Origin of the sequence: Streptomyces sp. NPDC094034 (assembly GCF_040303865.1) — a bacterium.
Taxonomy (GTDB): Bacteria; Actinomycetota; Actinomycetes; order Streptomycetales; family Streptomycetaceae; genus Streptomyces.
On record NZ_JBEOUD010000014.1, the window covers coordinates 58,055 to 71,656 of the forward strand.

Sequence of the window (13,602 nt, forward strand, 5' to 3'; positions counted from 1 at the left end):
ACCACATACGGGCCTAAGGAAGATCTGCTGTTCCAGGAGACGGGGAAGCGCCTGCCATCCGAAGAGGGGCAGGCGCTTCGGCTTGTCGCACTACTCTGCGTTCCGCCGCCGCGCCAGCACTGGAATCGCTGCGATCTTCTCAGGCGTCAGGTCGGCCCAAACCAGCCCGCGCGGCCGGCGTGGGTTAGTACAACGGATCACCTCGTCCGGCGTGACGATGTAGTCGACGCTGAAATCGTGCTCGGTCTCGGGGATGTCGTCCTCGACCACTTGGAGCGGATGAACGGGCGCGACGATCACCGTCTGATCCGTCACGAGGCCCGCCTCGATCAAGAGCGCAACCTCAAGGTCGGAGTACCCGGCGCCCTTGCCGATGCGCGCACCCGACCGGTTCACCGCGACACTGCCGCAGACCACCAGGTCGACAGGGCGCATGTCATCCACGCCGACACGGCGGGCGAACTGAGCCGCACTCCTCTTGTCGGCGGCTTCCTCGGCCGACACACCCAACGTTTCGGGGTCGAGGAGGAAGAACGGTTCCAGGCTCGCCATCCTCGGCACGGCCATATACAGGAGCTTGCCGTCTTCAAGCGCACGGATGCGGACGGGACGCTGTGCCCAGTCCGGGTTGGCCTTGACGGTGGTAGCACGCCGCCACTCGTCCAGTTCCGCCAACCGTTCCGCCGTCGCCTCAGCACCGTAGAAGCCAGGAATCTTGCCGTACGAGTCATCCGGAGCGCCGTCACCGTCGATGAGTCGACGCCACACCATGTCGCGGACGGCCTGCTTGGCCTGGTCGATATCTGTCACGCCCCACCCGTCCTACATCGCAGCTATCAGGGCAAGCAGGCGATCATTGATGTCCTGCGCCCACTGCTCATTTCGCCACTGTCGAAGCTCTCGACCAGCAGAGAACGCCAGATTAAGACCGCCGCCTCCGCGTGTCAGCTCCACAGCATCAATGGTGCGGTGCATGGTCGCGGCCGCTTCATCCAGCTTCCTTTGACGGATGAGTGCAAGCGTCAAGTTGCCAAGCGCGATAGCCTGACTCTTCTTCTTGGCGGCCAGTGCCCGCGTGGTCGTGCGGAGGATCGGCTCCGCTCGCTCCGGGAGGTTGAGAAACAAGTAGCACGATCCGGTGAGCCGGTTGAACTCGTTGACGGTGTAATGCTCCGCTGCCACGTCATCCAGGCCCACCCGATCAAACTGGGCGTCAGCCTTCTTGAGTGCGTCCTCGCATTCCTTGAGCGCGCCGGTCATCGCGTGCCCCTCCGCGACGTGCAGCAGGCTCAAGCCTGTCAGCGACGGGCTGGCGACCTTCGCCACCTCGGCCGCCTGCTGAGCGAGCATGACGCCCTTGGTCGGATTCTTCTCGCCATAGAGGGCAACGAAGCTCATCCGGAGCGTGGCATAGGACTCAATCGAGGGATCACGGATGTGCTGGGCGGCGTCGACAGCTTCACCGTAGTAGGTGAGCGGTGCGTCATGGTCGCGCCGCTGGCTGACATCCCAGACCAGTTGACCCATGAGGGTTGCTGAGTCGGCTTCCACCTCGTAAAGCGCTCGTCGTACGCGCGGGTTGGTGGCGTTCTCACGGAGGAACTTCACCTGTCCGTGCACGTGTCCAGCCGGGCCAAGCAAGCTGGTGGAGGATGCCTGGTCGTAGGACTCATCGAGCTGACGCAACCGCTCGTGCAAGTAGGCGACCACCATCAGGTCGACCGACGCCGGGTTTTCAAGCGCGTAGTTGATGCGTTCACTCGGCCGTGTGTGAATGATCGTCACATCATCGAGGGCCGCTTGTAGTTCGTCACTGGTGATTTTGAATGCGCGGGCAAGCTTCGGTCGTAACCAGGCTTGCGGCTCGGTTTCAGCGCTCTCCCAGCGGCCCACCGTTGAACGCTCGACGCCTAGATGTTCGGCAAGCGTCTCCTGTGTGAAGCCTGCCGATTTACGACGCTGAGCCAGCCGTACGCGCTTGCTGGCCATCGCTCATCCCTCCGACTGATCACGCGGCGTGAATCAGCCTAGCCAATCGGGTGACGTCCGTGCAGGCCAGGCGGTCATCTGCGGCATGGATGCGACATCTCTGCCGCACGCGCGCTGTTGGTTTTCGCAGGTCAAGCGGCTTTTCTCGCTGGTGGGTCGATCGACGGCAGGCAGCGTGAACAGTCGCCGGTCGATCCCTTCCAGCCTACGAGGAGGAATGGATGAGACCTGGAATGTACGGCTATCTGCGGTTAGCCGCCAGTAGCGCGGACGATGAAAACCGAACCCTGCAAAATGAATTGGCCACGCACGCTGAGCGCGAAGGTTTCACGTTGGAGCGGACCTTCATCGAGCAGATTCGTGCCAACGAACCGGCCTTCGACTGCTTGACGGAAGCCCTCAAGGCGAGCGGCGTCCGCAACGTCATCGTGCCTTCCCTCTGGCACTTCGCCCGGCTGCCCGGACTGCAAGCCGCGATGCGCGAACACATCGAGTACGAACTCGGCGCACGAATTTGGGTCGTCCAAGGAGTCCAGCGATGAGCAATACGAAGTCACCGGCCTACGGGTACCTACGCGCCCGCTCCGACGGGGCCGACCACGAGGCCATCGCGCTGGAACAGAACATGAAGTGCTTCGCCGCCGTGCGGGGGTTGCAACTGACTGCCATCTACCACGAGTTCGACAGCGGCTCGATCGACGCCTTCAACGAACTGGTCGAGGTGATCCGTTGTACCGGTGCGCGTGACGTGTTCGTGCCGTCCCTGGATCACCTCGCCGAGAACGGCCCGCTCCAACGTGCCCTGCTCGACCGGTTGGAGTTTGGTTTCTCGGCCACCGTGCACGCCCTGGACGAACTCCCGCACCACCAGGACGACGCAGCCACGGGAAGCAGTGGCGACCCACAAAACGCCGCCATCTCGTCAGCCGGCCGAGGGTAACGCCATGCCGCTGCTGCGCGCATGGGATCGCCTGACGCTGACCGCTGTTCCTTCAGCCGTGAGCTGTGCACGGGCCTTCGCCAAGTTCACGCTCCGGTGGTGGGACGCGACCCACGTTATGGACGACGCCCTACTCGTCGTCTCCGAACTGGTCACCAACGCTGTCACGGCCACCGGCCCGAAGACGACCACACCCACATGGACGGATATCAAGGCGGAACACATCCTCGGCGTACAGCTCCGCGTCGTGGACATGCATCTGTACGTCGAGGTGTGGGACAGAAGCGATGAGGTCCCCGGCACCAAGCATCCGGCCGCGGACGCCGAAGACGGGCGCGGCCTTCTGCTCGTCGAAGCGCTCACCAAAGGGTGGGGCACCTCCCGGCCGCCGGTCGGAGGCAAGATCGTGTGGGCTGAGTTGGCACTATCCAAGCCGCCCACTCTGACGGTCGATGTGCCGCCGCTACCGCACCGACTGCCCGCGCATGTGCGCGTTCCGGAAGGCAAGGCCAAGGACGCGGTCGCTACCGCGCTGATGCAGCGCGTCTTAGAAGGGGTGCGCAACCTGTGAGAGACACGACGGGTAACGACGAACTGCACCGTGTCGGGTCGTGGGTGCTGCGGATCGACACCAGTGAGGACACACCCACGGCGCGGTTCATGGTGGAGTGCGAAGACTGCCACGACACTTCCGCCCCGGTGGACGACGTCCAGCGGATTACCGAGGCGTGGGCCGTGAATCATGCGACCGAGAACCCCGGCCACGAGCGCTACCAGCTCACCATCCACCACTTCTGGCGGGTGACCCGTGGAGCGAGCCGCCCACGGCGACTGTAGATGTCAAGAAACGACGAACACCCCCCGTGAAGATGATCACGGGGGTGTTCTTGGGGTCCCGTACCACCGGCTCCGTGCCCGAGGGGCGCAGCAGAACGCGCCCCGTGGAGCCCAGTTCGCGCTCGGCCTCGGCGACCGCCGACGCCAGTTCCAAGGTCCGGCGGCTCACTGCGCAGACTCTGAGGACGGCGCCGGTGTGCCCACGGACCGATCGCCCTGATACGGGTCAGACCTTGACGATCCGCACGCCGCGGCCGCAGAGCAACTCCAGGTCCTCGGGGTCCGAGGTGAGGATGACGGCCGGCCCCGGGGCACGCAAGGCGGTAGCCGCGACGACCGCGTCGATGGCGTACTTGTGCCCGTGCAGTCCCGTCTCCTTGAGCAGCGCCATGGCCCTCCTTCCGATCGCCTCGCTGACAGGTTCCACCACCAGCCGGGACAGCGCCCAGTCGAAGCGCGACTGGTTCACCCGTGGGTGATGGGCCTCGATGAGGGTCAGAATGCTGGCGACCACTCGCATGTCCTCTTCCTGGGCGCCACGAACGAGGCCCATGACCCGGCGGTCGTTCGACGTGACCTTGGACAGCCCTTCGCTGTCCAGAACCAGGGTTCCTCCCTGCCCCATCAGGCCGCGTTCCCGGCGGCTTCGTCGGCGCCCCGCAGCTCGGCGCGGGCGGCGTCGATCTCCTCGCGGGTGAACGCACCGTGTGCGGCCTCATGCTGGGATACGAGTTCGGCGAGATTGTCGCGCTCGATCTGCCTCTGCACCGCGGCGTCGACATAGGCGCTGAACCCGCGCTTCCCGGCGCGTGCCCGCACCGCCGAGATGTTCCCGACGTGCAGACTCACCGAAACGTTCGCCGTCGGCCCCTCGCCCACCCCGAAGGTTGTGTCATCGCTCATGACACGATTCTAATAGAAAAAGTCTTAGTACGTAGGAGCGCTTTCCGCGCGGGGAGGGAAGACCGGGCAACGGCGAAACCGGAACGCCCGGGCGGACCACGTCAGGCGGCCCGGCCCCCCGCCGGGGTCCGGGCCGCGAGAACACTCCGTCGGCTCAGCGCCTTCAGCCGAGCGCCGACTTCACCGCGTCCGCCAGCCGGCTTGCCACCGACCGCGCCTGGTCGATGTCCGCCGCCTCGACCATCACCCGTACCACCGGCTCCGTGCCCGAGGGGCGCAGCAGGACGCGGCCCGTGGAGCCCAGTTCGCGTTCGGCCTCGGCGACCGCCGACGCGAGTTCGGCGGAGGTCGTCACCCGCGACTTGTCGACATCGGGCACATTGATGAGCACCTGCGGCAGCCGTCGCATGACGCCCGCGAGGTCGGCCAGCGTACGGCCCGTCGCGGCGACCCGGGCCGCGAGCATCAGACCGGTGAGGGTGCCGTCGCCGGTGGTGGCGTGGTCGAGGACGATGACATGGCCCGACTGCTCGCCGCCGAGTGCGTAGCCGTGCTCCTTCATCGACTCCAGTACATAGCGGTCGCCGACCGCGGTCTCGACGAGATGGATGCCCTCGCGTTCCATCGCGAGCTTGAACCCGAGGTTGGACATGACCGTCCCGACCACCGCGTCGCCGCGCAGTGTGCCCGCCTCGCGCATCGCGAGGGCGAGTACGGCGAGGATCTGGTCGCCGTCGACCTCCTCGCCCGCGCCGTCCACGGCCAGACAGCGGTCCGCGTCGCCGTCGTGCGCGATGCCGAAGTCGGCACCGTGCTCGACGACCGCGGCCTTGAGCTGGTCCAGATGGGTGGAGCCGCATCCGTCGTTGATATTCAGCCCGTCCGGCTCAGCGCCGATGGTGATGACCTCGGCGCCGGCGCGGGTGAACGCCTCCGGTGACACCCGGGCCGCCGCGCCGTGTGCCTCGTCCAGGACGACCTTCAGCCCGTCGAGCCGGTTCGGCAGCACAGCGATCAGATGTGCCACGTACTGATCGAAACCTTCGTCGTACGAGCGGACCCGCCCGACCCCGGCACCGGTCGGCCGCTCCCAGGGGGCGCCGGTGCGGTGCACGGTGTTCTCGTAATAGGCGGCCTCGATACGGTCCTCCAGCTCGTCGGCGAGTTTATGGCCGCCGCGCGCGAAGAACTTGATGCCGTTGTCGGGCATGGCGTTGTGGCTCGCGGAGAGCATCACGCCGAGGTCCGCGCCGAGCACCCCGGTGAGATACGCCACCGCGGGGGTCGGCAGCACACCGACCCGCAGGACGTCCACGCCCGCGCTCGCCAGGCCCGCCACGACAGCGGCCTCCAGGAATTCACCGGAGGCACGAGGATCGCGTCCGACCACCGCCGTGGGCCGATGCCCCTCGAACGTCCCCACTTCGGCGAGTACATGCGCCGCCGCTACCGAAAGTCCGAGCGCCAGCTCGGCCGTCAGATCGGCGTTGGCGACACCGCGCACACCGTCCGTGCCGAAGAGTCGTCCCACAGCTCTCCCTCCGAGAACACCCGGAGCCGGCATCACCGATCTCGCCCCGAGCGAAAGTTTTCGAAAACGCAAACCCATGCAAAGTTTTGAGCGCCTGATGCTGTTATACGCCCGAGTAACCAATAAAACGAACGCCCCGGCAGCACGGAGTGCCGCCGGGGCGTTCGGATGCCGTAGAGGCCGTAAAAGCCAGATCCGGCAAGCGAGCGATTTAGCGCTTGCTGTACTGCGGCGCCTTGCGGGCCTTCTTCAGACCGGCCTTCTTGCGCTCGACGGCGCGGTCGTCGCGGCTCAGGAAGCCGGCCTTCTTCAGCGGGGCGCGGTTGTTGTCCACGTCCGCCTCGTTCAGCGAGCGGGCCACACCGAGACGCAGGGCGCCGGCCTGGCCGGAGACGCCGCCACCCGAGATACGGGCGATGACGTCGTAGCGGTTGTCGAGCTCAAGCACCTTGAAGGGCTCGTTGACAGCCTGCTGGTGCACCTTGTTGGGGAAGTAGTCCTCAAGGGTGCGACCGTTGATCTTCCACTTGCCGGTGCCCGGGACGATCCGGACGCGGGCGATGGCGTTCTTGCGACGGCCCAGGCCGGCCGCCGGCTGCGGGTCGCCGAAGCGGGACGCCATCGACTCGGAGGTGTACTCGCCCTCGACCGGGGTCTCCGACTCGAAGGTCGTCACCTCGGCGTACGTCTCTTCCGCCTCGGGGGCTTCGACGGGGGTCTCTGCAGTGGTCTCGGCCACGATGCTCCTCAGATTTCTTTTCGTCTTAGGGGGTGGCCGGAACTACTGCGCGACCTGGGTGATCTCGAACGGGACCGGCTGCTGAGCGGCGTGCGGGTGCTGGTCACCCGAGTACACCTTCAGCTTCGAGAGCATCTGACGGCCCAGGGAGTTCTTGGGGATCATGCCCTTGATGGCCTTCTCGACGGCCTTCTCGGGGTTCTTGGCGAGCAGCTCGTCATAGCGGACGGAGCGCAGACCACCCGGGTAGCCGGAGTGGCGGTACGCCATCTTCTGGGTCCGCTTGTTGCCGGACAGGTGCACCTTGTCGGCGTTGATGATGATGACGAAGTCACCGGTGTCCACGTGGGGCGCGTAGATCGCCTTGTGCTTACCGCGCAGAAGGTTGGCGGCGGTGGTCGCCAGACGGCCCAGGACGATGTCCTGCGCGTCGATGATGTGCCACTGGCGCGTCACATCGCCGGGCTTGGGGCTGTACGTACGCACGGTCGTATGCCTTCGCTTCTTCAGTGAAAGTGGAGTCCTGACAAGGCCACCCGGACGATCACGACAGCCCTGGCGGTACTCCGGGGACGCAACCCGTGCACTACCGCTGTCCATCGGCCCGGTGGACCGGCGTAAGGGCCCCTCGCGTGAGAACGACCAAGCCAATACGCATAACGAACCAGAAGAATACCGTCGGTGCCCCGTACGGGTCAAAACGGGGGTCGCGCCTCTCGGGACCGGGTGCCAAGGGGCGCGCGACCGTATCGCCCGTACCACCCGCTCGCGCTCCCCCGTACCGTCCGTTACCGCTCCCGTACCACCCGTCGCTCGTCCCACACCGGCTCCGGCGTCTCCCGTACGACCCCGTCCGAGCCGAATACCAGATACCGGTCGAAGGAGCGAGCGAACCAGCGGTCGTGGGTGACCGCGAGCACTGTCCCGTCGTACACCTCCAGACCGTCCTGAAGGGCCTCCGCCGACTCCAGGTCCAGGTTGTCCGTCGGCTCGTCCAGGAGCAGCGCGGTCGTGCCGCACAGTTCGAGCAGCAGGATCTGGAAGCGCGCCTGCTGGCCGCCCGACAGCTTCTCGAAGGGCTGGTCGCCCTGGCGCTCCAGCTCGTAACGGCGCAGCACGCTCATCGCGCCGCCGCGGTCCTTCGCGTGCTCCGTCCACAGGATGTCGACCAGCGTGCGGCCCAGCAGCTCGGGATGGGCGTGGGTCTGCGCGAAGTGGCCGGGTACGACCCGCGCGCCCAGCTTCCACGTGCCGCTGTGCCGTACGTCCTCACCGGCCAGCAGCCGCAGGAAGTGGGACTTGCCTGAGCCGTTCGAACCGAGGACCGCGACCCGCTCGCCGTAGTAGATCTCCAGCGAGAACGGCTTCATCAGCCCGGTCAACTCCAGGTCCTCGCAGGTCACGGCCCGTACGCCGGTACGGCCGCCACGCAGCCGCATGGTGATCTCCTGCTCACGCGGTGGCTCCGGCGGCGGCCCGGCGTCCTCGAACTTCTTGAAGCGCGTCTGCATCGCCCGATAGCGCGAGGCCATGTCGGGGCTGATCGCCGCCTGCTGCCGCAGCCGGTGCACCAGCGCCTTCAGCCGGGCGTGCTCCTCGTCCCAGCGCCGCCTCAGCTCCTCGAAGCGCGCGAAGCGCTCCTTGCGCGCCTGGTGGTACGTGCCGAACCCGCCGCCGTGCACCCACACGTCGGAGCCGGCCGGGCCGGGCTCCACGCTCACGATCTTCTCGGCGGCCCTGGCCAGCAGCTCCCGGTCGTGGGAGATGAAGAGGACCGTCTTACGGGTCTCCTTCAGCCGCTCCTCCAGCCACCGCTTGCCCGGCACGTCCAGATAGTTGTCCGGCTCGTCGAGCAGCAGCACCTGGTCGGGCCCCCGCAGCAGCGCCTCCAGCACCAGCCGTTTCTGCTCGCCGCCGCTCAGGGTGCGCAGCTCGCGCCACTGCGCCTTCTCGTACGGGACGCCGAGCGCCGCCGTCGTACACATGTCCCAGACCGTCTCGGCCTCGTAGCCGCGCGCCTCCGCCCAGTCGCTCAGCGCCTGCGCGTACCGCATCTGCGCCGCCTCGTCGTCGACCGTCATGATGCCGTGCTCGGCCGCGTCCACGGCCGCCGCGGCTTCCCGCACGCGCGGCTGCGCGACCGAGACCAGCAGGTCACGGACCGTGCGCTCGTCCCGTACCGAGCCCACGAACTGCGACATCACACCGAGCCCGCCGCTGACCGTCACCGAGCCGCCGTGCGGCTGGAGCTCCCCCGCGATCAGCCTCAGCAGCGTGGTCTTGCCCGCGCCGTTGGCCCCGACGAGAGCGACGACGGAGCCCTCCGCGACGCGGAACGAGGCGTCGCCGAGCAGCACCCGTCCGTCGGGGAGGTAGTACTCCAGGTGCGCGGCGTCAACATGTCCCATGTCCGGCATTGTCGGTGCGGGTGGCGCCGGAGCCCAATCCTTTTCGGATTCCCGGGCCGCTCCCCGGTCTTCGGGCGGTCTAAACTCGCGCCATGAGCTTTGGGCAAGGGGGGCCCTCCTGGGGCGGCCCCGGTTCACCGGACCATGACCCGCACGGCACACAGACACCGGATTGGGCCGCTCTCGCGGACGCCTCCGCCGCGCGTACCCGCCGCAAACGCTGGCTGATGATCGGTGGTGGCGTGCTCGCGACCGGCGCGATAGCCGCGATCGTGGCGACCGCCGTCGTCTCCATGAACGGCGGGAACGACCGCGGCGCGGAGAACACCGCCAACGATCTGCCCACACCCACCGATCTGCCGGACCAGAGCCCCGAGGCGGAGCCCACCTTCTCCTCGGTCCAGCCGCTGCCGCCGCCGAACCCGAAGGACTATGTCTCCAGCGCCGACAAGGACAAGGCGCCGCTGAGCGCCGACACCCTCTTCCCCGGCGACAAGATCACGATGAGCGACCGCGTGTACGCGAAGGGTGCCACGGCCCGGACCACCAACTGCGCCGCGGCGGCGCAGGGCGCGCTCGGCTCCATCCTCGCCTCGAACAGCTGTGACCAGGTCATCCGCGCCACGTACAGCAGGGACGGGGTCGCCGTCACCGTCGGCGTCGCGGTCTTCGAGACGGAGGCGCTCGCGCTGAAGGCCAAGGACCAGGCGAAAGACGGCGTCGCCTCGCTGTCCGGCGCCGGTGTGCCGACCTTCTGCCGGGCCCCCTCGATCTGCCGCAAGACCACCAACTCGTACGGCAGGTACGTCTACTTCACGGTCGGCGGCTTCACCTCCGGCGAGAACGTCACCACGTCGGACAAGGACGTGTTCACCACCGGGGACGATGTCGCGGAGTTCGCCTTCCGCCAGATCCTCGAACGGGGCAGGGCCCAGGCGTCGGCCGCGGCCACGGCCCCCGTCGACCAGTAATCCGGTCCCAGGGCCCCCGGCCACGCGCGCCGTCGCTGTTGCCCGGCACGGCGCGTGCTCCGCGCTGTGTACAGTCTGCGCAACTTGTGTGGCGCTGGTGAATGCACAGAGGACGTGGGGTGGATGGCGGTCAAAGTCACCGTGGTGGTTCCGACGTACAACTCGGGAATCCACATCGAGCCGCTGGTCGGGTCGCTGCTCGGGCAGACCCTGCCCAGCGACGAGTTCGAGGTGCTCTTCGTCGACGACGGCTCGACCGACGAGACCCCGGAGCGGCTGGCGGCCCTGGTCGCCGAGCACGACCACTTCCGGATGGAGCGCATTCCCAACTCGGGCTGGCCGGGAAAGCCGCGCAACATCGGCGTGCAGCGGGCGAACGGTCAGTACGTGCAGTTCGCCGACCACGACGACCGGCTGTCGCCCGAGGCGCTGGAGCGGCTGTACGCCATGGCCGCGCGCAACGACTCCGACATCGTCATCGGCAAGGTCGCCAGCAACTTCCGCAGCCGGGGCGTCCCGTACGGTCTGATGACCCGGACCCGGGAGAACTGCACGGTGCGCGACGCGCCGCTCATCGACAGCCTCACCCCGCACAAGATGTTCCGCACCGCGTTCCTGCGCGAACACGGCATCGCGCACCCCGAGGGGCCCTGGATCCTGGAGGACCAGCTCTTCATGGTCCGCGCCTATCTCAAGGCGTCCGTGGTCTCCGTCCTGGGCGACTACGTCTGCTACGCGTACTGGGCCCGTGAGGACGCCGAGAACGCCGGTACGGCCGCCATGGACCCGCGCCGGTACTACGGGAATCTCCGCGAGGTCATGGCGACCGTCGTCGCGGGCACCGAGCCGGGGCCCGAGCGCGACCGGCTGCTGCGCCGCTTCTACCGGGTGGAGATGCTGCACCGGCTGGGCGAGCCGCCCCGGGGCCTGCTGGTCGACCCGCCGTTCCGGGACGACCCGTTCGAGGTGGTGCGCGAGCTGGCCGGGGAGTTCATGACGGACGGCGTGCACACGGGGCTGGCCGCCGTACAGCGGACCAGGTCGGCCCTGCTCCGGGAGAACAGACCCGCGGAGTTGACCGAGTTCACCCGCCGACAGACGGATCTCACCGCGCGCTGCGCGATCGAGCGGGCGGACTGGAGCCGGGACCGGTTCAAGGCGTCGTTCACCGCCCGGTTCGCGGGCGAACCCGGCCCCGACGGCGCCCTCGACGGGTCCGGTCTGCTGCTGGCCCGGCGCGGTGACCGGTACTTCCTCGCGCCCGCCCTGACGGACGGTGTTCTGTCCGAACCCGTCGATGTGACCGACGAGTTGAAGTCCTTCAGGGCCGATGTGCTGCTATACCACACGGAGACCGCGCATGTGTGGCTCCCCGACCGCGAGACGTCTCTCGTCCTGGAGGAGGAACCCGTCCCGGACGGCCTCGTCACAGCCGTGCCCGAGGGCACCGTGCTCGTACGGCCCGTCGTCCGCGGCACCGTCGCCGTCGACCCGCTGCGCGGCGCGGGCGGCGGGCCCATGGCCGAGGGCGCCTGGGAGGTGCGGATCAGGCTCATGGGCGCGGGCTTCGACCGCTACACACGGCTCGGCGGGGACACGACGCAAGGGGAGGTGGCTCTGCCCGCCCCGGAAATCCTCGGCGGACACGAGATCACCGGCGCCCTCACCGAGGACGGGCTGACCCTGACCGTACGCGCGACCGACGCGGTGCCCGGTCCCCGGCCGCCGAAGGTCAGCGTCGTCGTACCCACCGCAGGGGCGGCCCCCGAGACGGTGGAGACCACCCTCGCCTCACTGGCCGCCCAGACCCTGCCGGCCGCCGACATCGAGGTGATCACCGTGCCGGACGCGGCGCCCGGCACCGACCCCCGTAACACCGGGACCGACACCGCGACCGGCCAGTACGTGCTGTACATGGAGCCGGGCGACCGGCTCGGCACCCAAGCCCTTGAGCGGATGTACGCGTACGGCATCGAGCACGACGCCGATATCGTCGCCGGGAAACTCGCGGGCAAGGGCCGCGCCGTCCCCCGCGAGCTGTTCGTACGGGACCGGCCGCGCGCCACCCTCGCCAAGGACCCGCTGGCCGACAGCCTGACCGCCAACAAGCTGTTCCACCGCGCCTTCCTCGACGGGCAGGGCCTGCGCGACGGGCACGGGCCGCGCGACGGGCACGTCCTGCGCTTCCCGGTGGGCGGCGGGCAACTGGCCGAGCAGGCGTTCACCGCCGAGGCCACCCTCCGGGCCGGCCGCACCGCCGTCCTCGGCAGCTACGTCTGCTACCACTACGGTCCGGCCGGCGCGGGCCCCGCCGTACCGCCCGGTGAGTTCTACCCCGAGCTGCGCGCCCTGCTGAAGACCGTCGACGGCCTCGTCGGGCCCGGGGCGGCGCGCGACCGGCTGCACCGGCGCTGGCTGCGCGTGGAGATCCTGGACCGGCTGAGCGGCAAACGCCTGCTCGACCTGGACGAGGAGGCGCGGCACGAGCTGTTCCGGGCGATCCGCGCGGTCGTCGTGGACGGCATCTCGGACACGTCGGTGGCCGGTCTGCCCGCCGCGCGCCGGGTGGCCGTCGGGCTGATCACCGACGACCGGCTCGACGATCTGGTGGCGCTCGCCGCCTGGGAGTCCTCCGTCGTCTGCCACGCGCGGCTGGACGCGCTGTCCTGGCTGAACGACGGCGGCGCTCTGCGGGTGGCCTTCACCGGCGAGCTGCACGGCGCCGACGGCCCGCTGGGCGTCACCGACACCGGTACGGATCAGGAGGCGCTGGCACCGGCCGGTCTCTCCCCGGCCCTGCGGGACCGGCTCGCCCGTGAACCGCTCACCGGCGGCGCCTCCCCCGCCAAGGCGTCCGTCGTCCTCGTCCTGCGCGAACGCGCCAGCGGCGCCGAGTACCGGCTGCCCACGAAGACCACCGTCTTCCGCCCCGAAGGCGTGCTGAGCATCGCCGGGACGGCCCGGCTCGACCTCGCCACGGCGCTGGACGGCGCCGCGCTCGGCGACGGCGTCTGGGATCTGTCCGTACGCCTGTCCGCGCTCGGCTGGACGAAGTCGGCGCGGCTCGGCTCCCGGCGCGGCCCCGAGGTGCCGGAACAGCTCACGCCCGTGCCGCACCCGACCGCGCGGGACCGCCGTGTCACGCCGTACTGGACCAATCCGCAGCGCGATCTGTCCCTGCGCGTCGCGGTCCCGAAGCCGGAGCCCGCACCCGCGCGGGGCACACCGGCCCCGGCACCGGGACCGCTGCGCCGCCTCGCCCGGCGGCTGCGGCGGGGCTGAGG

At 68.7% G+C, this 13,602-nt stretch carries 14 protein-coding genes and 1 pseudogene; 6 read left to right on the forward strand and 9 right to left on the reverse strand.

Translation table 11 applies throughout. The features are described from left to right. Window positions 1–90 precede the first annotated feature (90 nt). The gene (locus ABTZ59_RS15255; RefSeq protein ID WP_351396443.1) at window positions 91–810 is read right to left on the reverse strand and encodes a 5-formyltetrahydrofolate cyclo-ligase; all 720 of its coding nucleotides are present in this window, start codon (window positions 808–810) and stop codon (window positions 91–93) included. Window positions 811–822: 12 nt separating this feature from the next. Further along, window positions 823–1,989 (reverse strand): helix-turn-helix transcriptional regulator, encoded by a 1,167-nt coding sequence (locus tag ABTZ59_RS15260; protein ID WP_351396446.1) that lies wholly within the window; start codon window positions 1,987–1,989, stop codon window positions 823–825. Between the two features lie 233 nt (window positions 1,990–2,222). On the opposite strand from ABTZ59_RS15260, the gene ABTZ59_RS15265 reads away from it, so the two are divergent. The 4 genes from ABTZ59_RS15265 to ABTZ59_RS15280 are packed head-to-tail and all read left to right on the forward strand — an operon-like array spanning window position 2,223 to window position 3,766. Beyond that, complete coding sequence (locus tag ABTZ59_RS15265) at window positions 2,223–2,531, forward strand: hypothetical protein (RefSeq protein ID WP_351396449.1); 309 nt, start codon at window positions 2,223–2,225, stop codon at window positions 2,529–2,531. Further along, window positions 2,528–2,929, forward strand: a complete 402-nt coding sequence (locus tag ABTZ59_RS15270; protein ID WP_351396452.1) for a hypothetical protein — start codon at window positions 2,528–2,530, stop codon at window positions 2,927–2,929. Before ABTZ59_RS15265 ends, ABTZ59_RS15270 begins: the two co-directional genes overlap by 4 nt. A 4-nt stretch (window positions 2,930–2,933) precedes the next feature. Then, window positions 2,934–3,500 carry an ATP-binding protein gene (locus ABTZ59_RS15275; RefSeq protein WP_351396455.1) on the forward strand — a complete coding sequence of 189 codons (567 nt, stop codon included), beginning with the start codon at window positions 2,934–2,936 and terminating at the stop codon, window positions 3,498–3,500. Continuing rightward, complete coding sequence (locus tag ABTZ59_RS15280; RefSeq protein WP_351396735.1) at window positions 3,497–3,766, forward strand: DUF7848 domain-containing protein; 270 nt, start codon at window positions 3,497–3,499, stop codon at window positions 3,764–3,766. Before ABTZ59_RS15275 ends, ABTZ59_RS15280 begins: the two co-directional genes overlap by 4 nt. Before the next feature lie 58 nt (window positions 3,767–3,824). Here the strand turns inward: ABTZ59_RS15280 and ABTZ59_RS37380 are convergent. From ABTZ59_RS37380 to ABTZ59_RS15315, 7 genes and pseudogenes are all read right to left on the reverse strand, one after another. Then, window positions 3,825–3,926, reverse strand: a pseudogene (locus ABTZ59_RS37380) (hypothetical protein); the annotation flags it as partial. A 66-nt stretch (window positions 3,927–3,992) separates the two neighbouring features. Continuing rightward, window positions 3,993–4,391, reverse strand: a complete 399-nt coding sequence (locus tag ABTZ59_RS15290) for a DNA-binding protein (protein ID WP_351396461.1) — start codon at window positions 4,389–4,391, stop codon at window positions 3,993–3,995. Continuing rightward, on the reverse strand, window positions 4,391–4,669 hold the full coding sequence (locus ABTZ59_RS15295; RefSeq protein WP_326610846.1) for a hypothetical protein: 279 nt from the start codon (window positions 4,667–4,669) through the stop codon (window positions 4,391–4,393). The genes ABTZ59_RS15290 and ABTZ59_RS15295 overlap by 1 nt, the downstream gene beginning before the upstream one ends. 163 nt (window positions 4,670–4,832) lie before the next feature. Then, complete coding sequence (gene glmM, locus ABTZ59_RS15300; protein ID WP_351396465.1) at window positions 4,833–6,200, reverse strand: phosphoglucosamine mutase; 1,368 nt, start codon at window positions 6,198–6,200, stop codon at window positions 4,833–4,835. A gap of 211 nt (window positions 6,201–6,411) precedes the next feature. Then, entirely contained in the window at window positions 6,412–6,939 is a 528-nt protein-coding gene (gene rpsI / locus ABTZ59_RS15305; RefSeq protein ID WP_249948319.1) for a 30S ribosomal protein S9, read from the reverse strand. A gap of 42 nt (window positions 6,940–6,981) precedes the next feature. Beyond that, window positions 6,982–7,425, reverse strand: a complete 444-nt coding sequence (rplM, locus tag ABTZ59_RS15310) for a 50S ribosomal protein L13 (RefSeq protein ID WP_249948320.1) — start codon at window positions 7,423–7,425, stop codon at window positions 6,982–6,984. A 302-nt stretch (window positions 7,426–7,727) separates the two neighbouring features. Further along, window positions 7,728–9,347: an ABC-F family ATP-binding cassette domain-containing protein gene (locus tag ABTZ59_RS15315; RefSeq protein WP_351396472.1), complete on the reverse strand. Its 1,620-nt coding sequence runs from the start codon at window positions 9,345–9,347 to the stop codon at window positions 7,728–7,730. A gap of 92 nt (window positions 9,348–9,439) precedes the next feature. Between ABTZ59_RS15315 and ABTZ59_RS15320 the strand changes: the two genes are divergently transcribed. Continuing rightward, on the forward strand, window positions 9,440–10,318 hold the full coding sequence (locus ABTZ59_RS15320) for a hypothetical protein (RefSeq protein ID WP_351396475.1): 879 nt from the start codon (window positions 9,440–9,442) through the stop codon (window positions 10,316–10,318). Window positions 10,319–10,441: 123 nt separating this feature from the next. Then, window positions 10,442–13,600: a glycosyltransferase gene (locus ABTZ59_RS15325; RefSeq protein ID WP_351396478.1), complete on the forward strand. Its 3,159-nt coding sequence runs from the start codon at window positions 10,442–10,444 to the stop codon at window positions 13,598–13,600. The last annotated feature ends 2 nt before the right edge of the window (window positions 13,601–13,602 follow it).

What these genes read in the sequence shown, in the direction of transcription:
- ABTZ59_RS15260 (WP_351396446.1), bottom strand. Translation starts at nt 1,989, where the DNA reads ATGGCCAGCAAGCGCGTACGGCTGGCTCAGCGTCGTAAATCGGCAGGC.
- ABTZ59_RS15265 (WP_351396449.1), top strand. Translation starts at nt 2,223, where the DNA reads ATGTACGGCTATCTGCGGTTAGCCGCCAGTAGCGCGGACGATGAAAAC.
- ABTZ59_RS15270 (WP_351396452.1), top strand. Translation starts at nt 2,528, where the DNA reads ATGAGCAATACGAAGTCACCGGCCTACGGGTACCTACGCGCCCGCTCC.
- ABTZ59_RS15275 (WP_351396455.1), top strand. Translation starts at nt 2,934, where the DNA reads ATGCCGCTGCTGCGCGCATGGGATCGCCTGACGCTGACCGCTGTTCCT.
- ABTZ59_RS15290 (WP_351396461.1), bottom strand. Translation starts at nt 4,391, where the DNA reads ATGGGGCAGGGAGGAACCCTGGTTCTGGACAGCGAAGGGCTGTCCAAG.
- ABTZ59_RS15295 (WP_326610846.1), bottom strand. Translation starts at nt 4,669, where the DNA reads ATGAGCGATGACACAACCTTCGGGGTGGGCGAGGGGCCGACGGCGAAC.
- ABTZ59_RS15315 (WP_351396472.1), bottom strand. Translation starts at nt 9,347, where the DNA reads ATGGGACATGTTGACGCCGCGCACCTGGAGTACTACCTCCCCGACGGA.
- ABTZ59_RS15320 (WP_351396475.1), top strand. Translation starts at nt 9,440, where the DNA reads ATGAGCTTTGGGCAAGGGGGGCCCTCCTGGGGCGGCCCCGGTTCACCG.
- ABTZ59_RS15325 (WP_351396478.1), top strand. Translation starts at nt 10,442, where the DNA reads ATGGCGGTCAAAGTCACCGTGGTGGTTCCGACGTACAACTCGGGAATC.